Origin of the sequence: Streptosporangium sp. NPDC023615 (assembly GCF_040640155.1) — a bacterium.
Taxonomy (GTDB): Bacteria; Actinomycetota; Actinomycetes; order Streptosporangiales; family Streptosporangiaceae; genus Streptosporangium.
Window position 1 is genome coordinate 1 of sequence record NZ_JBFABE010000057.1, and the last position, 20,890, is coordinate 20,890.

Consider the following 20,890-nt stretch of genomic DNA (forward strand, 5'->3'; position numbering starts at 1 on the left):
TACAACGACTACAACATCGACAACTGGAACTGGGCCAAGACCCAGGCCGTCTACAACATGGTCCGCGACTTCAAGGCCCGCGGCGTGCCCATCGACTGCGTGGGCCTGCAGTCGCACTTCAACAACAACAGCCCCTACAACAGCAACTACCGCACCACCATCCAGAGCTTCGCCGCCCTGGGCGTGGACGTGCAGATCACCGAACTCGACATCGTGGGCGGCTCGGCCACCACCTACGCCAACGTGGTCAACGACTGCCTGGCCGTCCCCCGCTGCAACGGCATCACCGTCTGGGGGGTGCGCGACAGCGACTCCTGGCTGGGAGCCAACACCACCGCGCTGCTGTTCGACGGCAACGGCAACAAGAAGCCCGCCTACACCGCGGTCCTCAACGCCCTCAACGCCGCGGGCCCCGGCCCCAGCCCCACCCCCACCGTCACCCCCACCGTGACGCCCACCCCGGGTGGTGGCGGACAGATCAGGGGCGTCGCCTCCGGCCGCTGCCTGGACGTGCCCAACGCCGCCACCGCCGACGGCACCCAGCTACAGCTGTGGGACTGCCACACCAACGCCAACCAGCAGTGGGCCTCCACCTCCGCGCAGGAGCTGCGGGTCTACGGCAACAAGTGTCTCGACGCCGCCGGCACCGCCAACGGTGCCAGGATTCAGATCTACTCCTGCTCGGGCGGCAACAACCAGAAGTGGCGCCTGAACTCCGACGGCAGCATCGTCGGCGTGCAGTCGGGCCTGTGCCTGGATGCCGTGGGCACCGGAACCGCCAACGGCACCCGGCTCCAGCTCTACTCCTGCTCGGGCGGCAACAACCAGAAGTGGAACGTCACCCGATAGTCCCACCGCCGCATCGTCCGTGACGGCCTGACGGCCGGGGTGGTCAGGCCGTCATGCGCCCGCACCGTCGCCGCGATCCGCCCGGATCGCGGCGACGGTCCTTTCGACGTCGTGGACGCGGGCGGCCGTTCGACACGGCCGCCCGCGGGACCGTGCGGTCCTACGGCTTCACGGCCAGGCCGCCGTAGGCCCACGCGTGGCCACCGCCGGGAATCGGCTCCTGGTATTCGTCCATGTCCGGCCGCCACGTCACCACCTCGACGAGCCCGGGAGGGACCATCGTCCAGCCCTGGAAGAATTTCTCCACCTGCGCGTGACTTCGCGGGACCATCGGTGCCGAACCCTTTTCGTAGGGCTTGGTGAATTCCTTTTCCCGCACCTGCGGCGCGAAGTCGAGCGTGATGTGCGACAGCAATATCCGGCTGCCCGAGGGAACGGCCGCCTTGTACCGCTCGACCAGCTCGTAGGGGTTTTCCTCGTCGGTGATGAAATGCAGGACGCCGACCAGGACGAGCGCCACCGGCCGGGTGAAGTCGATGACCCCGGTGACCTCCGGATGCGACAGGATCCGGTCCGGATCCCGCAGGTCGGCCTCGATGACCGTGGTCATGCCCTCCTCGCTGCTCGCGAGAAGGGCGCGCCCGTGCGCCAGGACGATGGGGTCGTTGTCCACGTACGCCACGCGAGCGGCTGGATTGACCCGCTGGGCGATCTCGTGGGTGTTCCCCTGCGTGGGGATGCCGGTGCCGATGTCCAGGAACTGGGTCATCTCGGCGTCGTCGGCGAGGTGGCGTACGGCCCGGCCGAGGAACGCCCGATGGGCGCGCACCCCCTCCCGCGTGCCGGGGGAGAGCCTGACGAGGTGTTCCGCCGCCTCGCGGTCGGCGGCGAAGTGGTCCTTGCCACCTAAAAGGTAGTCGTATATGCGTGCCGGGCTGGGAATCGTCGGGTCGATTCGTGTGCCGAACGCGTCGGCGCCGGCCGCCCGCGTGTTCAATCGGTTGACGGGATCGACCACCGGTGCTCCTCGAAGAGATGTCCGTATCGACGTGACGTCCGTACGGAATTGAACGTCATCCCACTGTAGCCTGCCGCCGATCGGTCGATCGCTCACGGACGTCGCTCGAATACCGCCGTTCTCGAAAGGGCATTCCGATCGGGAAGGGAAGGGCCGGTCGTCTTTTGTGGCTCCATCGCGTCGCGCGTCCACGGGGTGCGGGATCCTGCCGATATTATTTTCGTTGTCCGGCGTCCGCCGGAGAAGCTTTTCCGGTTCGTCGCCGGAGACGCGAGAGAGCCGTGGCCGTCCCGGGAGTGATCGCCGGGCACCGCCCGGCCGGCGGCCCGGCTCGTTATGCTCGGGCGGTGAGCGCTCCCGGCACCCTCGTCCTGTGGGACATCGACCACACGCTGATCGACGCCGGCGGGGTCACCGCCGACACCTACGACCACGCGCTGCGCGCCGTCACCGGACGGCGGATGGAGCACGCCGTGGACGTGGCCGGGCGGACCGAGCGGGCGATCGTCACCGAGATCCTGCGAAGGCACGACGCCGAGGTGTCGGACGGGCTCCTCGACTCCTTCTACGCCGCCCTCGCCGAGGCGTTCGTCGTACGCGAGGCCGTCATGCGGGAGCGCGGCCGTGCTCTGGCGGGCGCGCGCGAGGTGCTCGCGGCCCTGGGGCGGCGTCCGGACGTGGTGCAGTCGGTGCTGACCGGCAACACGCGGCCGGTCTCGGTCGGCAAGCTCACGGTCTTCGGGCTGGAGGGTTTCGTGGACTTCGAGGTGGGCGCGTACGGCACCGACCACGAGGACCGGGCCGCGCTGGTGGCACTCGCGCAGGAGCGCGCCGCGAGCAGGTACGGCCGGCCCTTCGGCGCGCGCGACACCGTGCTGGTGGGGGACACGCCCAACGACGTGCGCGCCGGTCACGAGGGCGGGGCGCGGGTGATCGCGGTCGCGACCGGCTTCGTCGACGCCGCCGTCCTCGGCGCGGCCGGCCCGGAACTGGTGCTGGAGGACCTCTCCGACACCGAGGCGGTCGTACGGGCCGTCCTCGGCGCGGAGACGCCGGCGTGACACCCGCGCGGGCGGGACCGGTGCGAACTTCCTCGACACCTCCGGCTTCCCCAAGGTGTGACACCCGCGCGGGCGGGACCGGTGCCGCCACCGCGGGCCGGCCTGACCGGCTGCGGCGGGGACGCCGGAAAGGCGGGGCCCCGCCGCCCCGCGCCCGGGGCGGGGTGTCCAGGAGCAGGTGACGAGCCCGCATAACGCTTGCCTGTGAACCGTGCTCCTGTACGCCTTCCTTACACGGCTCATGGAACCCTCAGGGCACGACGACGGCGAGGATCGGGTGAGGTTCAGGTGGCATCGGGTGGTTGGGGATCGATGTGGCGGCGTCCCGGCCGGAGGATCGTCTCCGGCGCGGGGACGATCGCCGTGGCATTGGTCATGGCGGGCTGCTCGTCGGGGGAGAACGCGGACCGGGCGGCCCCGGCCGAGCGCAAGCCCGCCGACGTGGCGCCGGCCGTGCCCACCGCGAACATCCAGGAGCCCCCGGAGGTCGACCCGGCGTGGCCCCGCTGGGGGCTCACCCACACGGGGGTCAGCGCCAACAACGTCACCCCGGAGTTCGAGCAGACCGTGGCCCAGAGGCTGGCCCAGACCCCGATGGTGCAGAACCAGCACATCATGGGGTTCGGCGCGCTCAACCCCCAGCCCCGCCCGCGGGAGTTCTACTGGGAGGACCTCGACAGCCGGACGAACCTCATGAAGCGCTCCGGCGGGACGCAGGTCATCACGCTGTGCTGCGCCCCCGACTGGATGAAGGGCGGGCCCGAGGGGCCGACCTCGGACGCGGGCTGGGCCGAGCACCTGGAGGACGCCCCCTACCCGAAGCACTTCGGCGACTTCGCCAGGCTGTCGGCGGCCGTCGCCACCAGGTACCGCGACGTCAAGTACTTCATGGTCTGGAACGAGTTCAAGGGCTTCTGGAAGGACCACTCCAAGCCGGCGGACTACAAGGGCTACACCGAGATGTACAACAAGGTCTACGACGCGGTGAAGGCGGCCAGGCCCGACGCGCAGGTCGGCGGCCCCTACCTCGGCTTCGACAGCAACAGGACCGGGAACTCCGAGCTGCGGGGCCCGTGGGGGGTCGTCAACCAGAACGCCCTGGACGCCTTCGAGTACTGGTTCAAGAACAAGAGGGGCGCCGACTTCGTCGTGGTGGACGGCGCCTCGGTGACCGACGCCCACGAGCTGCTGCCCGACGCGTTCGGCGCGCTGGGCAAGTTCAGCGCGGTCACCACCTGGCTGCGCGAGAAGACCGACCTGCCCGTCTGGTGGTCGGAGTGGTACTTCGTCCCCGAGGACAAGACCGTGTGGCCCGAGCCCATGCGGCTCGCCGTCCAGGCCGCCTCGATGATCGAGTTCGCCGAGAGCGGCGCCGCCACGGCGCTGTACTGGAACCCGCAGGTCAAGCAGGGCGCCTGCCCGCCCTGCATGTGGGACCCGCGGACCGGGGCCGAGCAGCCGACCGGCCGGTTGATGGCCGACTTCACCAGGTGGTTCCCGGCCGGAGCCGAGCTGGAGGAGGTCACCTCCTCCGCCCCCGGGGTGCGGGTGCTGGCCCAGCCCCAGCAGATGGTGATGGTCAACACCACCACGGCGCAGGTCACCACGACCGTGGACGGCAAGGACTTCACCCTCCAGCCGTACGAGATCAAGTGGAGCGGTCGCTGATCGGCGCGTGACCGGGCGGGGTGATCGGCGATCCTCCCGGGGGCCGGGGGCCGGGGGCCGGGGGCCGGGGGCCGCGGGTCAGCGGGTGGCCGCGGTCCGGGCGTCGACGAGGGCGGCCACCTCGGAAAGGATCTCGCCCAGGGGGGCGTCGACGGTGAGCGTCGCGTGATCGTCCCCCCGGGTCGGTCCCTGGTTGACGATCGCCACGGGGATGCCGAGCTTCGCGGCACGCAGGACGAACCGGCGGCCGGACATGACCGTCAGCGACGACCCCAGGACCAGCAGCAGGCGCGCCCCCTCCACCAGGGCGAAGCAGTCGCTCACCCGGCCGGCCGGGACGCTCTCCCCGAAGAAGACGACGTCGGGCTTGAGGACGCCCCCCTCACAGGCGCGGCATCCGACCACCTCGAACCCGTCGATCTCCTCGTCGCGCAGCTCGGCGTCGCCGTCGGGGTTGACCGCGACGGCCCGGGCGGCGAACGCGGGATTCGCCCGGGTCAGCCGGGCGTCGAGCTCCTCCCGGGAGCTCAGGGCGCCGCAGTCCAGGCAGATCACGCGGTGCAGGCTGCCGTGCAGCTCGACGACGTCCCGGGCGCCGCCCGCCTGGTGCAGGCCGTCGACGTTCTGGGTCACGACGCCGGTCACCAGGCCCCGCCGCTGGAGGTGGGCGACGGCCCGGTGGCCGCTGTTCGGCCGCGCCTCGGCCATGGCCCGCCACCCGACGTGGCTGCGGGCCCAGTAGCGCCGCCTGGCCGTCACGCCCGAGGTGAACGCCTGGTACGTCATCGGGGTGTGCCGCCTCAGGGCGCCGCTCGGCCCGCGGTAGTCCGGAATCCCCGACTCCGTCGACAACCCGGCGCCGCTCAGCACCACGACGCCGCCCGCGGCCGCCATTCTCGCCAGTATGTTCGTACCGTCGCTCACCCTTCCATGCTGCCTCACCGTACGGACCGGTCGGCACCGGCGTCCCGGAACCCGGTGAGGATCAGGCCCGGACGACGGCGCGTGGGCGGCGCGGCCTCACGGGTGACGCCTCATCGGGGGCACCTCACGGGTAGAGCCTCATCGGGTGGCGCCGGCGATGACGGCCTCGGCCTTGGCGACCCGCGCCCTGAGGATCGGCCTGGCGGCCTCCAGCTTCTCCCTGTTCGCCGCCAGCAGGCGTTCCTCGTAGGCGAAGCGCACGGTCTTGTAGACGCCGACGAGGTTGACCTCCTTGCGGCAGGCCGCGTCGGTGCCGGCCACGCGCCTGGCCTCGTCGCTGACCGGGGTGCCCGCCCTGGGGTTCAACGCGGGATCCGCCTGGAGGATGACCGGATCGGGGTGGCGCAGCCCGCTTCTCTCCATGCAGGATCGCCAGACGGCCAGGGCCGCCCGTACCCGGCTGTCGCGTACGGCGGAGATCCGTGACTGCGCGGCCAGGGCGCGCGCGTCGGCCAGGTGCGCGATGGATCCGCCCCGGGTCCCGGAGGAGGAGTCCGGGGGTGCGCGCGGCCGTGACGGGTCGGAGGGCGGAGCCGGTGCCCGGTCTGTCGGTACGTCCTGCCACGATGTCCGAATATCACGCCACGACGACCTGGAGACATCATGGGCACCTGGGACCTCGGCCCCTTCGACAACGACACGGCGGCCGACTTCTCCGGCAGGCTGGACAAGGCCGCCGACGAGGAGCGGGAGGGGATCATCCGCGAGGCGCTCGCGCGCGCGGCCGGCACCGATGACTTCCTCGACTCCGACGACGCCGCCGAGGCCCTCGCCGCGGCCGCGCTGGTCGCCGCGCAGCGTCCCGGCGGCGAGGCCGTGCTGTCGCCGTACGGCCCCAAGAAACCCCTGCCGGCGCTCCCCGCCGAGCTGGGAGGTCTCGCCGTCCAGGCGCTCGACCGGGTCGTCGCGGAGCCCTCGGAGATGATGAACCTGTGGGCGGCGGAGGGGGCCGGCGACCTGTGGAGGACGGGCGTCCTGCGCCTGCGGAACATCCTCGTCTCGGGATGACATACCCCGGGATGATCCGCCGTCCGGGGAACCAGACCACGGGCCGACGCGGGCGACGGGGCCGTTCGGAGATCGTGGCCCCATGATGACGTCGATCGCGGTCGCCCTGAGCCTGCTGGGTCCCCTGAGCCTGCCGGGGCCGGGCGCGCAGGCACGGCAGGCCGAACCCCTGGACTGGAGCCCCTGCCCGAAGGACACGATCGGGATGGAATGCGCCGACCTGCGCGTCCCGGTCGACTGGAGCAAGCCCGACGGCCGCCGGATCACGCTGAAGCTGGGCCGGCTGAAGGCCACCGGCGTCTCCGAGGGCTCCGCCCTGGTCGCCTACGGAGGGCCGGGCGGGCCGGGGATCGCGATCACCCGTTCCGTGGACCAGTGGTCCGGGCTGCGCAGGCGCATGGACGTCGTCACCTGGGACACCCGGGGCTACGGCGAGCAGTTCGGCGGCCTGAGCACCGGCCTGCCGTGCACCTGGACCCGCGTCCCGCTGCCGGAGTTCCCCCGGGACGACGCCGGCTTCGGGCGGCTCTCCGACACCAACCGCGGCTACGCCGAGGCCTGCCGGAACAAGGACCCGGAGTTCTTCGCGAACATGAGCTCCGCCGACAACGCCAGGGACATGGAGGCGATCAGGAAGGCGCTCGGGAGCGCCGGCCTCAACTACTACGGGGCCTCCTACGCCGGCTTCTACGGGCAGGACTACGCCAGGCTCTTCCCCGGCAAGGTGCGCACGATGGTCCTCGACGGCACCTGGAACCACAGCACCGCCGACTGGGGCGCCGAGATGGAGAAGATGGCCAGGAGCAACGACAGGGCCCTTCGCCGCTTCTTCGACTGGTGCGCGACCAAGGGCGGATGCCGTGACCTGCGCGCCCGGTGGCGCGGGCTGGTCGCCGGGGCCGACCGCCGGCCGATCCCCGTCAAGCGGGCCGGCATCGCCTACGACGGCCGCGACCTGCGGGCCTTCGCGATCAGCGCGGCCCGGGACGGCGACGCGGCGTGGCCGGAGCTGGCCAGGGACATCCGCGGGGCGCTCGCCGGCGACGCCTCCGGCTTCCTCCCCGAGCGCGGCGGCCGCTACCCCGACCTGTCGACCGGCGTCACCGAGTGCCTGGACTGGCCCCGTCCCGCGAACCGGGCCGAGCTCGACGCCACGATCGCCCGGCTGCGCCGTGCCGCACCCGACGCGGGCACGGCCAACACGCTGGCGACCGGGACCCTCGGCTGCATCGGCTGGCCGGTCCCGGTCACCAATCCGCCGGCCCCGCTGCCCAAGGGGCTGCCGCCGCTCCTCGGCGCGGGCGCCTGGGACGAGTCGGACGCCGTCCAGCGGGTGGTGGCCCAGGTGCCGGGGAGCACCGTCGTCCGGCACGAGGGACCGGGACACACGCTCTACATGAACAACGTCTGCGCGCGCGGCCACATCGACCGCTACCTGACCGACCGCGTGCTGCCCGCCGCGGGGACGACGTGCTGACCGCGTGCCGCCACCGCGGGGACGACGCGCCGATCGGGTGAGGGGCGCCGCAGGGAGGACGTGCCGACCGGCGGAGGAACATCGCGGGGAGGATGTGCCGATCGGCGGAGGAACGTCGCGAAAAGGATGTGTCGACCAGGTGAGGGGCGCCCCGTCCGGGGCCGCCGCTCACGTTCGGGGGAGGCTCCCCGCGACCGTCACGTGCCGAGGATCTTCCCCAGGACCAGCAGCACGCAGAAGGGGGCCGCCAGCACGCCCGCCCAGACGGTCATCCTCCTGGAGCCGGTGGCGAGGGCGCTGAGGAACGCGACGAGGGACAGCGCGAACGGGATCGTGTCGTACAGCAGGACGGCCCGCCACATGCCGCGCTCCCCGGTGGGCAGCACCCGGTCCCCCCCCGGGGGCAGCGCGGCGGGGAAGACCTCGCCCACCTCCACGTCCGGGATGGTGCCGACGACGATCGGCTCCCTCGACGGGTCGTCGAACACGAAGCGCGCCCGGCACTCGTGGTGCCCCCGCTTGGGGAACCCCTGCTCGTCGGCGTGCGTGCAGGACCGGACGGCCGCGACACCGGGCGTGCCCGCGCGGCCGAGCGCCACGTCGAGTTCGGGCGTGGTGACGCTGATGACCGTGATCACCAGCAGGGTGAGCAGGGTCGCCGGGACGACCATGAACAACGCCGGTCCCCTGCCCCGCCCGTTCCCGAAGGACCCGGGTGCGTCGACGGGCGCAGCGGTGGGGGCGGCGACGGCCGCGGCTTCCGCCCCCGTTCCCGCGTCGGCACCGGTCCTCGATCCGGTCACGGTCCTGGCGGACGGCCGGCCGGGGGGTGCCTGCTCGGGGATGTACGTCTGCGTCGTGTCGTGCGGCGTGCGGATCACACCGCACACCGTGGTCCGGGGCACTTGGAGATAATCAGTGAACGAATAGGTTCACTGTCCGTGCGTCGAACGGCGTGATGTGGCGGTCGCCCTCCCCGGCGGTCATTCGCCGCCGGTGACGTTCGCCAGATCGCTGAGGCGGTGGAGCTCGGCCAGGTGCCCGGCCAGGGCCCGTCGGCCCTCGGAGGTGAGCGCGACCCAGGTGCTTCTCGCGGCCTTGCCCGACGTCTTGGTCACCTCCACGTACCCCGCCGTCTGCAGGACCTTGAGGTGCTTGCTCAGCACCGAGTCGCTGACGTCGAGGGACTCGCGGAGCACCGAGAACTCCGCCGACTCCACCGCCGAGAGCATCGCGCAGATCTGCAAGCGGTTGGGGGCGTGGATGATCTCGTCAAAGACCGGGGCGGTCACGGCCCGCTCGCACATCCGCCCGCAGGGCCTCGTCCATGCGGTAGCCCATGACGACGGTGAAGACGCCGATCAGCACCCCGGCCACCGCCACGGCCCCGTACACCCCGGCCCCCCACTCCAGGTACATCGCGAACCCCACCACGACCAGAACGGGCAGCATGTAGAGCCCGTAGGCCGATCGGGCCCCGGGGGTGGACGTGTAGCGGTCGATGGACAACCCGGTCGACCGCTTGAGCGCCGCGGTGAGCGCGAACGGCACGAGGATGAGGAACAGCGGCACCCCGTAGGACGCCCAGCGCATGCTGATGGAGATACAGGCGCCGGCCATCGCCACCCCGAGCCCGGCGTGGTACCACCACGGGCTGGTGATGCGCTCCGCCGTATGGGCGCGCATCTCAGCGACGCTGTCCAGGGCCGCGCGGGCGGCGGCCGGGCCGGGGGTCTCCACGTTGGATCGGCTGCTTTCCATGACGGAAAGCATACATCGAGCTTTCCGTCATGGAAAGTACCTTCTCCCGGATCGCCCCGCCCGGCCCGTCCTCAGCTATCGACGAGTTCCTCCCCGGCCTCGACGAGGGCACCGCTGAACTGCGCCGAGTACAGGCGGTGGTAGGCGCCCCGGGTGGCGAGCAGCTCCTCGTGGGTGCCGTGCTCGACGATTCTGCCCTCCTCCATCACCAGGATGAGGTCGGCGTCGCGGATGGTGGAGAGCCGGTGCGCGATGACGAAGCTGGTCCGGTCCGACCGCAGCGCGGCCATCGCGTGCTGCACCAGCACCTCGGTGCGGGTGTCGACCGAGCTGGTCGCCTCGTCGAGGATGAGCAGCGACGGGTCGGCGAGGAAGGCGCGGGCGATGGTCAGCAGCTGCTTCTCCCCGGCGCTGACGTTGCCGCCCTCCTCGTCGATCACGGTGTCGTAGCCGTCGGGGAGCGTCCGGACGAACCGGTCGACGAACGTGGCCCGCGCGGCGGCGAGGATCTGCTCCTCGGTCGCCCGCGGGTTGCCGTAGGCGATGTTCTCGCGGATGGTCCCGCCGAACAGCCAGGTGTCCTGGAGCACCATGCCGATGTGCGAGCGCAGGTCCTGGCGGCGCATGGCGGTGATGTCGACGCCGTCGAGGGTGATCCTGCCCGCGTCCAGCTCGTAGAAGCGCATGACGAGGTTGACCAGGGTGGTCTTGCCCGCCCCGGTGGGGCCGACGATCGCGACCGTGTGCCCGGGCTCGGCCACCAGCGACAGGTCCTCGATGAGGGGCCGCTCCGGGTCGTAGCTGAAGGAGACCCGCTCGAACTCGACGCGGCCCTGCCTGACGGTGGGCGGGACCGGGTCGGCCGGGTCCGGGTCCTGCTCGGCGGCGTCGAGCAGCTCGAAGACCCGCTCGGCCGAGGCGACCCCGGACTGCAGCAGGTTGGCCATCGAGGCGACCTGGGTCAGCGGCTGGGTGAACTGCCGCGAGTACTGGATGAACGCCTGCACGTCGCCCAGGCTCATCGACCCGGTGGCGACCCGCAGGCCGCCGACGACCGCGATCGCGACGTAGTTGAGGTTCCCGATGAACATCATCATCGGCATGATGATCCCGGAGACGAACTGCGCGCCGAAGCTGGCCTTGTACAGCTCCTCGTTGCGCTGCCGGAACACCTCCTCCACCTCGGGGCGGCGGCCGAAGACCTTCACCAGCTCGTGGCCGGTGAACGCCTCCTCGATGTGGGCGTTCAGGGTGCCGGTGTGGGCCCACTGCGCGACGAAGTGCCGCTGCGAGCGCTTGGCGATCATCCCGGTGACGACCATGGAGATCGGGATGGTCACCAGGGCGATCAGGGCGAGCAGCGGCGAGATGACGAACATCATCGCCAGCACGCCGACCACGGTCAGCAGCGAGACCAGGAGCTGGCTCAGCGTCTGCTGCAGGGTCTGCGAGACGTTGTCGATGTCGTTGGTGACCCGGCTGAGCAGCTCACCGCGCGGTTGGCCGTCGAAGAAGCGCAGCGGGAGGCGGTTGATCTTCTCCTCGGCGTCCTCGCGCAGCCGGTAGACGGTGCGCTGCACCACGTCGTTGAGGATGTAGCCCTGCAGCCAGGCGAAGAGCGAGGCCGCGACGTACAGCGCCAGCACCCAGAGCAGGACCGTGCCCAGGGCGCCGAAGTCGATGCCCCGGCCCGGGACGACGTCCATCCGGGCCAGCAGGTCGGCGAAGTTGTCGTTGCCCGCCGCGCGGGCCGCGGCGACGGCCTGCTCGGCGGTCGTCCCCGCCGGGAGCTGCCGGCCGATCACGCCGGTGAAGATCAGGTCGGTCGCGTACCCGAGGATCTTGGGGCCGATGACGGAGAGCACCACGCTGACGACGGCGAGGGCGATCACCAGCAGGAGTTTCGGGCGCTCCGGGCTCAGCCGCCGCATCATCCGCCGGCTGGACGCCCCGAAGTTCATGGCCTTCTCCGCGGGCATCCCCATCCCGCTCATGGGACCGCGCCCGAAGGGCCCGCCGCCCGCCGGTGGCCGTACGGGCGGGGTGGGCGGCGCGGGCGGACCCGCAGTCGCCCCCGCCGGACCCGCCGCCTCCGCCGGGGGCACCGGGGTGTCCGGAGTGTTCGGAGCCGCCGCCGGGGGTGTCGCGGACGTGGGACGGTCGCTCATGCTGCGGTCTCCGCGGCTAGTTGGGACTCGACGATCTCGATGTACGTCGGGCAGGACTCCAGCAGCTCGTCGTGCGTCCCCAGGCCGACGATCATGCCGTCGTCCAGGACGATGATCTGGTCGGCGTCGGCGATGGTGGAGACGCGCTGGCCGACGATGATCACGGCCGCCTCGGCGGTGTGCGGGCGCAGGGCGGCGCGCAGCCGGGCGTCGGTGGCCAGGTCCAGGGCCGAGAACGAGTCGTCGAACAGGTAGATCTCGGGCTTCCTGACCAGCGCCCTGGCGATGGAGAGCCGCTGCCGCTGGCCGCCGGAGACGTTGGTGCCGCCCTGCGCGATGGGCGCCTCCAGACCACCGGGCATCTCCTCGACGAAGTCGCGGGCCTGGGCGACCTCCAGTGCCTCCCACAGCTCCTCGTCGCTCGCGTCCGGGTTGCCGTACCGCAGGTTGCTCGCGACCGTGCCGCTGAACAGGTACGGCTTCTGCGGCACCAGGCCGATGCGCTTCCAGAGCGTCTGGGGCTCCAGGTCGCGCACGTCGACGCCGTCGACCGAGACGGTCCCGGCGGTGGCGTCGAACAGCCGGGGGATCAGTGAGAGCAGCGTCGTCTTGCCCGACCCGGTGCTGCCGATGACGGCGGTGGTCCGCCCGGCGGTCGCGCGGAACGTGATGCCGGACAGCACCGGCGCCGCCGCGCCCGGGTAGCGGAACTCGACGTCGCGCATCTCCAGCTCGCCGTGGCCGGTCACCTCCCGCACCGGGTCCTCGGGCGGGACCACCGACGAGTCGGTGTCGAGCACCTCGGTGATCCGCTCGGCGCAGACCGCGGCGCGCGGGATCATCATCGAGATGAAGGTGGCCATCATCATCGAGGTCAGGATCTGCATCAGGTACATGAGGAACGCGGTGAGGGCGCCGATCTGCATGTCGCCGCCGTCCACCCGCCAGGCGCCGAACCACAGCACGGCGATGCTGGAGGCGTTCAGGATGAGCATCACGACGGGGAAGATGAGCGCGGTGAGCCGTCCCACCCGCAGCGCCGTCCCGGTCAGCGCCTCGTTGGCCTCGGCGAACCTGCGCGTCTCCTCGCGCTCGCGCACGAAGGCGCGCACCACGCGGATGCCGGTGAGCTGCTCGCGCAGAACCTGGTTCACCAGGTCGATGCGGGTCTGCATGGCGCGGAACTGGGGGACCATGCGGGAGATGATCAGGCCGATCGAGATCAGCAGCGCCGGTACGCAGACCAGCATCAGCCACGACAGGCCGAGGTCCTGGCGCAGCGCCATCACGATGCCGCCGATGCCCATGATCGGCGCGGCGACCAGCATGGTGCAGGTCATCACGACGAGCATCTGGACCTGCTGCACGTCGTTGGTGCCCCGGGTGATCAGTGAGGGGGCGCCGAACTGGGAGACCTCACGGGCGGAGAAGCCGCCGACCCGGTGGAAGACGGCGGAGCGGACGTCGCGACCGAATCCCATGGCGGCGTGGGCGCCGTAGTAGACCGCCGCGACCGAGCAGGCGATCTGCACCAGGGAGACGACCAGCATCCAGGCGCCGGCCGACAGGATGTAGCCGGTGTCGCCGACCGCCACGCCGCGGTCGATGATGTCGGCGTTCAGGCTGGGCAGGTAGAGCGAGGCGATGGTGCCGACGAGCTGCAGCACCACCACGGCGGCCAGCGCCCCCGAGTAGGGGCGCAGGTAGGTACGGAGCAGCCGGGTCAGCACGCTGACACCGCGCCGGGGGCGAGGGGACGGAGGACGTCGGGCAGGGTCGCCGCGTGGCGGCCGGTCTGCTCTGGCGCCCCGTTGGCCAGAATCATGGGCGGTCTCTTTCGAGGGGAGATGATGGGATCAGCGTCCGACATGAACCTTTGTTGAGGTCAAGGCCGCGGGCCGGGGTCGGGACGCCGGCGGATTCCGTCGAGCAGCAGGGAGACGATGTCCGCCGGGGACATCGGGTCCTTCTCGTCGAAGGCGGGATGGCCGGAGGCGATGGTCAGCAGCTTCAGCCGCTGCGCCGCGCCGCCGGGTTCGCAGCGCAGCCGGTCGCGGTCGGGGACGATCAGGTCCGCGATCGCCCGGTGGGTGAGCTCGGCGTGCTCCATGCGCTGCCGGTGGGTGCGCTCGGCCTCGGCGGCCCCCGCCGCCCCGAGCGCGTTCATCAGGCCGAAGATGCGCCTGGTGTGGCGCTGCATGATCTCGACCGCCGCGATGAGCCGGTCCTCCAGCGGCGCCGCGCCGTCGACGGCCCTGAGCTCGGCCAGGAGCGGCGCGGGATCGAAGGCGCTGGACACGGCGGCGTTCACCAGCTCGTCCTTGGTGGCGAAGACACGGAAGATCGTTCCTTCGGCGACGCCCGCCGCCCGGGCGATCTGCCGGGTGCTCACGTCGGGTCCGTGGGCGAGCACGAGCGAGAGGGTGGAGGCGATGAGCGCCGCCCGCCGCTCGTCCGGAGGGAGGGGAGGGGCCCGATGCGGGATCGAGGTCACCCGGTCATCGTAGCCAAGTGAGTGAGTGACTCACTCATTTATTCGCCGAGGGCGGATGCCCGGCGGCCCCGGTCGTCTCCGTGGCTCGTGGGACCGGTGTAACCGGAGTTCGATCGTTCATCCGTTTTTTCCTTCAGATGTAGGAAAAGGAGCTTAAAAAGCCCTTCTTTCACCCGATGCGCCTGACGTCACCTTCGACTTACCGTCGTCTCGCAGACGAACCGCCCCGGCGTCACCGACAGTCGTCTGCCTGTCGGCCAGGAGATCACCCCATGTCCCGCACCCTCGCCCAGCGCTCCTGGGTATCCGCCGTCACCGAGGATCGTGTCCGCTCGGTGACGAACGCCGTGACGGACCGGACGCCCTCCTGGGTGCAGGGGGAGATCGAACGGCTGGTGGCCGAGAACCACCGCATCCACGACGTCGAGTCGGTCAACCTGAACCCGGCCACCAACGTGATGAACCCAAGGGCCGAGGCGCTGCTCTCCGCCGGCCTGGGGTCGCGGCCCTCGCTCGGGCACCCCGGGGAGAAGTACGAGATGGGCCTGGAGGCGATCGAGCAGATCGAGATCGTCGCCGCCGCGCTGGCGGCGGAGGTCTTCGGCGCGAGGTACGCCGAGGTCCGCGTCGGCTCCGGGGCGCTGGCGAACCTCTACACGTTCATGGCCGTCTGCGAACCCGGTGACACGATCATCGCCCCGCCGGCCAGCATCGGCGGCCACGTCACCCACCACGGCGCCGGCGCCGCGGGCCTGTACGGCCTGAACACCGTCCCCGCCCCGGTCACGGCGGACGGCTACACCGTGGACGTCGACGCGCTGGCGGAGCTCGCCGGGACGGTACGGCCGAAGCTGATCACGGTCGGCGGCAGCCTCAACCTCTTCCCGCACCCGGTGGCGCGGATCCGCGAGATCGCCGACGCGGTCGGCGCCAAGGTCCTCTTCGACGCCGCGCACCTGTGCGGCATGATCGCCGGAGGCCTCTGGCCGAACCCGCTGGAGGAGGGCGCCCACCTGATCACGATGAGCACCTACAAGAGCCTGGGCGGTCCCGCGGGCGGGCTCATCGTGACCGACGACACCGACCTGGCCGAGCGTCTCGACGCGATCGCCTACCCCGGGCTGACCGCCAACTTCGACGCCGGCAAGACCGCGGCGCTGGCCATGACCATGCTCGACTGGAAGGCGGCCGGGCCCGCCTACGCGCGGGCGATGGCCGCGACCGCGCGGCGCCTGGCCGACGAGCTGCTCGCCCTGGGCGTCCCGGTCTTCGCCGCCGAGCGCGGATGCACCCGCTCCCACCAGTTCGCCGTCCGTGCCCACCGCTACGGCGGGGGGCAGCGGGCCGCCCGGCGGCTGCGCGCGGCGAACCTGCTCGCCTGCGGCATCGGCCTGCCGCTGGAGCCGGTCGAGGGGGACGTCAACGGCCTGCGCCTGGGCACCCCGGAGATCGCCAGGCTCGGCATGACCGAGGCGGACATGCCCGTCCTGGCCTCGTTCGTCGCCCGCGGCCTGGAGGGCGACGACCCGGCCGCCGTGGCGCCGGAGGTCAGCGAGTGGCGCGCCCGCTTCTCCGGCGTGCGCTTCACCGTGGACGACCCGGCCTGACGGGCGGGGACCGTCAGGGGCGCGCCGCCCAGCGGGAGAGCAGCTCGGCCTCCCGGCCGGGCGTGAGGGTGCCCGGCACCGAGAACGACGACTCCGCCTCGCGGATCTCGCGGATCGACCGCCGCAGCGGCCGCGGGTCGAGCCCCGCGGCCAGGGCGGCCGAGGAGTCGGCGGTGTTGACCGCCCTGAACGCGTCCCCCTCCGACCACAGGGGGAGCGAGCGGCCGCTCTCGCCCTCGGCGAGCAGGAAGTCCTGCCCCACCCAGGTCAGGGTGGTCCCGGCGGGCCCGACCTCGGCCGCGACCGTCTCCAGCAGGTCGCCGAAGGAGAACGGCGGGGCCGGGGTGGCCGCGTGGAAGACGCCCCCGCGCTCGCGTTCGAGCATGGAGACGATCCAGGCGGCCAGGTCGCGGGCGTCGACGACCTGGACGGGGTCGGCGGGGTCGCCGGGCGCCAGCACCTCGCCGCCCCGGGCGATCCGGTTGACCCAGTACGTGAAACGGCCGGTGTAGTCGTCCGGGCCGATGACGTAGGTGGGCCGCACCACCAGCGCCGACGCCCCGAACGCGTCCGCCGCGGCCCGCTCGCAGAGCACCTTCAGCGGCCCGTACGTCTCGTTCGTCACGCTCTCGGGGACCGGCCCGTCGAGCTCGGCCAGGGGCGAGTCCTCGGTGAACCCCGGCGCCTCGGGTGCCCGGTAGACCGCGGTGGAGGAGACGAAGGCGTACCGCCCGGTCGACAGCGCGCCGGAGAGCGCGGTGACCTGGGCGGGCAGGTAGGCGCTGACGTCGACGGTCGCGTCCCAGCTCCGGCCGCGCAGGACCGACAGGTCGGCGTCGCGGTCGGCCGTCAGGCGCTCGACGCCGGGGAACAGCTCCGCCCCCGTCCGGCCCCGGTGCAGCAGGGAGACCTCGTGCCCGGCCGCGAGCGCGGCCTCGGTGATGTGCCTGCCGACGAACCGGGTACCGCCGACGATGAGAATTCGCATGCCCGCCATTGTTCCCGCCCCAGGTGGCGGTGCCCACCCCGCGGAAGGGCCCCCGCCGCCGGACGTCCCGGCGGCCCGTTCGGTGCCTGCCGAGAGTGACGGGCAGGTACGTTATGGGAGTCAATCGTCGATTTCAGGACGGACACCGTGTCGACCTCGCCACAGCCCGGGCCCCTCGCCTCCCGCCCCCCTCACGACGGCGACCCGCCCCCCGGGGGCGGCCTCCGCATCGATCCCCTCGGGCCGCCCCCCGGCCTGAAGGTGAGCGGCGAGATCGACCGCACGACCAGGCGGGCGTGGCAGGAGGCACTGGGCGAGCTGGTGACCGGCGGCGGGGACCGCCACCTGTACCTGTCCGGCCTGACGTTCATCGACGTCCGCGGCGCGTGGCTGCTGGAGCAGGCCGCGCGCGCCCTCGTCGGCGGCGGCAGGCTCTTCCTGCACAGCGCCCCCTACTGCCTGAGGTCCGTGCTGGCCCTCATCGGATCGGATTCGGTGTCGATCGAAGTGAAGACCAAGTGAGCGCGACGACCGCCGAGACCGAGCCGTTCGTCCATCCCGCGCTGTTCTACCGCGGCGACCGGGAGTACCTGGACGGCACCGTCCCCTTCATCCGGGAGGGGCTGAAGGCCGAGGAGCCGGTCGCGGTCGCCGTCCCGGCGCGGAACCTCGCGCTGATCCGGGCCGAGCTGGGCGAGGACGCCGCCGGCGTGCACTTCATCGACATGGAGAAGGCCGGCCGCAACCCCGGGCGCATCATCCCCGCCGTGCTGTGGGCCTTCACCGACCTCCACCCGGGCCGCAGGGTCCGCGTCGTCGGCGAGCCCATCTGGCCCGACCGCTCACCGACCGAGTACGTGGCGTGCCTGCAGCACGAGGCGCTCATCAACCTGGCCTTCTCCGGGCGGGACGTCACCATCCTGTGCCCGTACGACGCCGACGGGCTGGACGCCGAGATCATCGCGCACGCCGAGGAGACCCACCCCGTCGTCGTCGACGGCACGGGCACGCGCGCCAGCACCGGGTACGCGCCCGAGCGGGTCATCCGCGACTGCGGCGGGGCGCTGCCCGAGCCGCCGGACGCCGAGGTCCTCGCCTTCGGCGCGGACGACCTGTGGCGGGTACGCGCCTTCGCCGTGCGGTACGCGGACAGGGCCGGCCTGGCGGGGGAACGGCTGGAGGACCTGCGGCTGATCGCCAGCGAGCTGGCCGCCAACAGCCTGGAGCACGGCGGCGGCTCCGGGACCGCGCGGATCTGGACCGAGGGCCCCCGCGTCGTCTTCGACGTCAGCGACACCGGCCACATCGCCGACCCCCTCGCGGGACGGCGCCCGGCCGGCTCCCACCAGCGGGGCTCGCGCGGCCTGCTCGTCACCAACCTGCTCGGCGACCTCGTCCGCGTCCACACCGAGCGGGGAAGGACCACCGTCCGCGTGTACTTCGACGTCTCCTGAGCGCCTCGCCGGCCTCCTCCCACGGGCACCATCGCTCACTTTCGTCCCGGAAAACCTCCCGGTGTGGGACGGCGGCGCCGGAGAGTGTCATTCTGGAGCAAGGACGACCTCGACCCGCCCTCCCCGGCGGGCCCGGGACGCCACGAACGCCGGAGACCTCACGACACCGAGAACACCGAGAACGCAGAGAACGCCGAAAACCTGGAGAAAGCCATCTTGGTCACACCGTTGCCCGAAGAGCACGAGCTCCCCGCGCGAGGAGCCGCCCAGGGGCCGGTGGGTGACATGGTCAGCACGCTGACACTCCCGTCCGGCCTGGAGGATCCGGCCTCCGGCGTCACGGCGGGGGTGCGCGCCATGCTCGACGTGATGCCGGGCGCGGCCACCTGGTCGGTGCCGGTACGCGACGAGACGGGCGCGATCGTGGACTTCCTCGTCCGGGCCGCGAGCCCGGACGCCAGGGACGTGCACGGCCTGCGGGGCGATCAACTGGTCGGTGTCAGCACCCTGGAGCGCTACCCCTCCGTCCGCGGCACCGAGCTGTGGGAGACCTACCTCAGGGTGATGGAGACCGGTGAGCCCGGCCGCGTCGACCTGTACGAGCACGTCGAGGTCGCGGGCGGCGTCCCGCACCGCTCCTGGTACGGCGTGCGCTGCGCCCGCGTCGCCGGCGGCCTGCTCAGCACGTGGGTCAACCACGACGGCGAGCGGCTGATGGCCGCCCGCCTGGAGCGCACCGAGCAGCTCGGCAACCTGGGCTGGGCGCACTGGAACCTGACCTCGGGGGAGACCACCTGGTCACCCCGGCTGTACGCCACGCACGGCCGCGACCCGGCCGAGGGGCCCCTGAGCCTGGAGCAGTACGCCGCCGTCACCGTCGCCGAGGACCGGCCCGTCCTGGAGCGGGCCCTGTCCGCGCTGGCCGAGACCGGCGAGTCCCAGGAGTTCGAGATCCGCGTCGCGCCCGCCGCGGGGGCGGAGGGGGAGGGCGTCCGGCACGTCCGGATCTTCGCCGAGGCCGTCCGTGACGCCGAGGGCGTGTCCCTGGAGATCCACGCGGTCGTCCAGGACATCACCTCCTGGCGCCGGGCCGCCGACGAGCTCGCCAGCGCCAACCGCAGGCTGGAGGAGGAGAACCGCCTCTCGGTCAGCCTGCAGAACGTGATCATGCCGGTCGAGGAGGAGCCCAGGGTGCTGCCCGGGCTGCGGGTGGCCGCGCGCTACGCGCCCGCCGAGAAGGAGGCGTGGCTGGGCGGCGACTGGTACCAGGCGATGGAGCTCGACGACGGCGACGTGCTGCTGGCCGTCGGCGACGTGGCCGGGCACGGGCTGGCCGCCGCCTCCGCGATGGCGAAGCTGCGCCACGCCATCACCGGCCTGGCCTTCGCCCACCACGACCCCGCCCGGATCCTGGCCACGCTCAACCGCATGCTCTGCAGGCTGCGCCCCGACGTGCTGGCCACCGCGATCGTGGCCCGCTACACCCCGGCCGACCGGATGCTGCGCTGGACGCACGCCGGGCACCCGCCGATGCTGCTGGCCAGGGGCGGCAGGGTGGAGCGCCTGCTGCACCCGGGCGTCCTGCTCGGCGTCTTCGACGACGCCTCCTACACCTACGGCAGCGTACGGCTGCGCCAGGACGACCTGCTGGTGATGTTCACCGACGGGCTGATAGAGAAACGCGGCCGGGACCTGTACGAGGGACTGGACCTGGTGAGCGGGACCGTGGCCGAGGTCCTGCGCTCGCACCACGGCGACGACCGGCTGCGGGCGGTCATGGAGGCCATGGTGCCGAGCAGCGACACCGACGACACCTGCGTGCTGGTCATCCAGGTCACGGCGCCCGTCCGGGGGGAGGTCTGATGCCGGAACTCCACCTGAAGACCACGGCCGCGGAGCTGTGGGCGACCGCCGAGGAGGGCACGGGGGTCGTGGTGATCAGCGGCAGCCTCGACTTCTCCATCCACGAGCTCGTCGTCGAGTTCATGGACCGCGCCTTCGACCGGTTCGGGCCGGACCTGATCCTGGACCTCACGCGCCTGGACCTGCTCGACTCCCGGGCGACCGGTCTCATCGTGCTGTGCTGGAAGCGTTCCCTGGAGGAGGGGGGAGAGCTGAGCCTGGTCGCCACCGAGCGCGGCGCGACGCGCATCCTGTGGATCACCGGCCTGACGATGCGCATCCCGGCCTTTCCCGCGCTGCGCGACGCCCTGGACGCCCGCGCGGCGGTCGCGGAGCCCGGCGACTGACGCGGCCGACCGGCGTGCCCGACCGGCGTGCCCGAGCGACGTGCCCGACCGGCGTGCCCGAGCGACGCGGCCGAGCGACGCGGCCGAGCGACGCGGCGGACCGG

20 protein-coding genes are annotated in these 20,890 nt (G+C 72.1%); 10 read left to right on the forward strand and 10 right to left on the reverse strand.

Annotated elements, in window-relative coordinates; genetic code table 11:
* Positions 1-849: ricin-type beta-trefoil lectin domain protein (locus AB0G16_RS29465; protein ID WP_362812007.1), on the forward strand; the 849-nt coding region annotated here is incomplete at its 5' end.
* A gap of 160 nt (positions 850-1,009) precedes the next feature.
* Here AB0G16_RS29465 and AB0G16_RS29470 read toward each other — a convergent pair.
* Entirely contained in the window at positions 1,010-1,867 is an 858-nt protein-coding gene (locus AB0G16_RS29470) for an SAM-dependent methyltransferase (RefSeq protein WP_362812010.1), read from the reverse strand.
* A gap of 347 nt (positions 1,868-2,214) precedes the next feature.
* Here AB0G16_RS29470 and AB0G16_RS29475 point away from each other — a divergent pair, with 347 nt between their 5' ends.
* Positions 2,215-2,928 carry an HAD hydrolase-like protein gene (locus AB0G16_RS29475; protein ID WP_362812013.1) on the forward strand — a complete coding sequence of 238 codons (714 nt, stop codon included), beginning with the start codon at positions 2,215-2,217 and terminating at the stop codon, positions 2,926-2,928.
* 288 nt (positions 2,929-3,216) lie between these two features.
* The gene (locus AB0G16_RS29480; RefSeq protein ID WP_362812016.1) at positions 3,217-4,596 is read left to right on the forward strand and encodes a xylan 1,4-beta-xylosidase; all 1,380 of its coding nucleotides are present in this window, start codon (positions 3,217-3,219) and stop codon (positions 4,594-4,596) included.
* 78 nt (positions 4,597-4,674) lie between these two features.
* Here AB0G16_RS29480 and AB0G16_RS29485 read toward each other — a convergent pair whose 3' ends face one another.
* Together AB0G16_RS29485 and AB0G16_RS29490 are read right to left on the reverse strand one after the other, a co-directional pair.
* Entirely contained in the window at positions 4,675-5,490 is an 816-nt protein-coding gene (locus tag AB0G16_RS29485; protein WP_362812161.1) for an NAD-dependent protein deacetylase, read from the reverse strand.
* 168 nt (positions 5,491-5,658) lie between these two features.
* Positions 5,659-5,943 carry a hypothetical protein gene (locus AB0G16_RS29490; RefSeq protein ID WP_362812019.1) on the reverse strand — a complete coding sequence of 95 codons (285 nt, stop codon included), beginning with the start codon at positions 5,941-5,943 and terminating at the stop codon, positions 5,659-5,661.
* A 240-nt stretch (positions 5,944-6,183) separates the two neighbouring features.
* Between AB0G16_RS29490 and AB0G16_RS29495 the strand changes: the two genes are divergently transcribed.
* Positions 6,184-6,588 (forward strand): DUF4259 domain-containing protein, encoded by a 405-nt coding sequence (locus AB0G16_RS29495; RefSeq protein ID WP_362812022.1) that lies wholly within the window; start codon positions 6,184-6,186, stop codon positions 6,586-6,588.
* Between the two features lie 82 nt (positions 6,589-6,670).
* Positions 6,671-8,065, forward strand: coding sequence for an alpha/beta fold hydrolase (locus AB0G16_RS29500; protein WP_362812025.1), 1,395 nt, complete (start codon positions 6,671-6,673; stop codon positions 8,063-8,065).
* Positions 8,066-8,262: 197 nt separating this feature from the next.
* Here the strand turns inward: AB0G16_RS29500 and AB0G16_RS29505 are convergent, their stop codons facing one another.
* The 6 genes from AB0G16_RS29505 to AB0G16_RS29530 all read right to left on the reverse strand — a co-directional run bounded on the left by AB0G16_RS29505 (position 8,263) and on the right by AB0G16_RS29530 (position 14,488).
* Positions 8,263-8,970 (reverse strand): hypothetical protein, encoded by a 708-nt coding sequence (locus AB0G16_RS29505; RefSeq protein ID WP_362812028.1) that lies wholly within the window; start codon positions 8,968-8,970, stop codon positions 8,263-8,265.
* 78 nt (positions 8,971-9,048) lie between these two features.
* A complete protein-coding gene (locus AB0G16_RS29510) occupies positions 9,049-9,357 on the reverse strand; it encodes a transcriptional regulator (RefSeq protein ID WP_362812031.1) in 309 nt (102 codons plus the stop codon).
* The gene (locus tag AB0G16_RS29515) at positions 9,338-9,826 is read right to left on the reverse strand and encodes a hypothetical protein (RefSeq protein WP_362812034.1); all 489 of its coding nucleotides are present in this window, start codon (positions 9,824-9,826) and stop codon (positions 9,338-9,340) included. Before AB0G16_RS29515 ends, AB0G16_RS29510 begins: the two co-directional genes overlap by 20 nt.
* A 71-nt stretch (positions 9,827-9,897) precedes the next feature.
* Positions 9,898-11,811, reverse strand: coding sequence for an ABC transporter ATP-binding protein (locus tag AB0G16_RS29520; protein WP_362812037.1), 1,914 nt, complete (start codon positions 11,809-11,811; stop codon positions 9,898-9,900).
* Between the two features lie 179 nt (positions 11,812-11,990).
* Positions 11,991-13,724: an ABC transporter ATP-binding protein gene (locus tag AB0G16_RS29525; RefSeq protein WP_362812040.1), complete on the reverse strand. Its 1,734-nt coding sequence runs from the start codon at positions 13,722-13,724 to the stop codon at positions 11,991-11,993.
* Between the two features lie 155 nt (positions 13,725-13,879).
* Positions 13,880-14,488 (reverse strand): helix-turn-helix domain-containing protein, encoded by a 609-nt coding sequence (locus AB0G16_RS29530; RefSeq protein WP_362812042.1) that lies wholly within the window; start codon positions 14,486-14,488, stop codon positions 13,880-13,882.
* A gap of 272 nt (positions 14,489-14,760) precedes the next feature.
* Between AB0G16_RS29530 and AB0G16_RS29535 the strand changes: the two genes are divergently transcribed.
* Positions 14,761-16,095 carry an aminotransferase class I/II-fold pyridoxal phosphate-dependent enzyme gene (locus tag AB0G16_RS29535; protein WP_362812045.1) on the forward strand — a complete coding sequence of 445 codons (1,335 nt, stop codon included), beginning with the start codon at positions 14,761-14,763 and terminating at the stop codon, positions 16,093-16,095.
* Positions 16,096-16,108: 13 nt separating this feature from the next.
* Here the strand turns inward: AB0G16_RS29535 and AB0G16_RS29540 are convergent, their stop codons facing one another.
* The gene (locus AB0G16_RS29540; protein ID WP_362812048.1) at positions 16,109-17,083 is read right to left on the reverse strand and encodes an NAD-dependent epimerase/dehydratase family protein; all 975 of its coding nucleotides are present in this window, start codon (positions 17,081-17,083) and stop codon (positions 16,109-16,111) included.
* Positions 17,084-17,230: 147 nt separating this feature from the next.
* Here AB0G16_RS29540 and AB0G16_RS29545 point away from each other — a divergent pair, with 147 nt between their 5' ends.
* The 4 genes from AB0G16_RS29545 (at position 17,231) to AB0G16_RS29560 (ending at position 20,786) form a co-directional block, all read left to right on the forward strand.
* Positions 17,231-17,605, forward strand: coding sequence for an STAS domain-containing protein (locus AB0G16_RS29545; protein WP_362812051.1), 375 nt, complete (start codon positions 17,231-17,233; stop codon positions 17,603-17,605).
* Positions 17,602-18,537 (forward strand): sensor histidine kinase, encoded by a 936-nt coding sequence (locus AB0G16_RS29550; protein WP_362812054.1) that lies wholly within the window; start codon positions 17,602-17,604, stop codon positions 18,535-18,537. The genes AB0G16_RS29545 and AB0G16_RS29550 overlap by 4 nt, the downstream gene beginning before the upstream one ends.
* Positions 18,538-18,753: 216 nt before the next feature.
* Complete coding sequence (locus tag AB0G16_RS29555) at positions 18,754-20,400, forward strand: SpoIIE family protein phosphatase (RefSeq protein WP_362812057.1); 1,647 nt, start codon at positions 18,754-18,756, stop codon at positions 20,398-20,400.
* Entirely contained in the window at positions 20,400-20,786 is a 387-nt protein-coding gene (locus tag AB0G16_RS29560) for an STAS domain-containing protein (protein ID WP_362812060.1), read from the forward strand. Before AB0G16_RS29555 ends, AB0G16_RS29560 begins: the two co-directional genes overlap by 1 nt.
* Positions 20,787-20,890 lie beyond the last annotated feature (104 nt).

What these genes read in the sequence shown, in the direction of transcription:
- AB0G16_RS29495 (WP_362812022.1), top strand. Translation starts at nt 6,184, where the DNA reads ATGGGCACCTGGGACCTCGGCCCCTTCGACAACGACACGGCGGCCGAC.
- AB0G16_RS29520 (WP_362812037.1), bottom strand. Translation starts at nt 11,811, where the DNA reads ATGGGGATGCCCGCGGAGAAGGCCATGAACTTCGGGGCGTCCAGCCGG.
- AB0G16_RS29560 (WP_362812060.1), top strand. Translation starts at nt 20,400, where the DNA reads ATGCCGGAACTCCACCTGAAGACCACGGCCGCGGAGCTGTGGGCGACC.
- AB0G16_RS29485 (WP_362812161.1), bottom strand. Translation starts at nt 5,490, where the DNA reads ATGGCGGCCGCGGGCGGCGTCGTGGTGCTGAGCGGCGCCGGGTTGTCG.
- AB0G16_RS29535 (WP_362812045.1), top strand. Translation starts at nt 14,761, where the DNA reads ATGTCCCGCACCCTCGCCCAGCGCTCCTGGGTATCCGCCGTCACCGAG.
- AB0G16_RS29490 (WP_362812019.1), bottom strand. Translation starts at nt 5,943, where the DNA reads ATGGAGAGAAGCGGGCTGCGCCACCCCGATCCGGTCATCCTCCAGGCG.
- AB0G16_RS29540 (WP_362812048.1), bottom strand. Translation starts at nt 17,083, where the DNA reads ATGCGAATTCTCATCGTCGGCGGTACCCGGTTCGTCGGCAGGCACATC.
- AB0G16_RS29515 (WP_362812034.1), bottom strand. Translation starts at nt 9,826, where the DNA reads ATGGAAAGCAGCCGATCCAACGTGGAGACCCCCGGCCCGGCCGCCGCC.
- AB0G16_RS29500 (WP_362812025.1), top strand. Translation starts at nt 6,671, where the DNA reads ATGATGACGTCGATCGCGGTCGCCCTGAGCCTGCTGGGTCCCCTGAGC.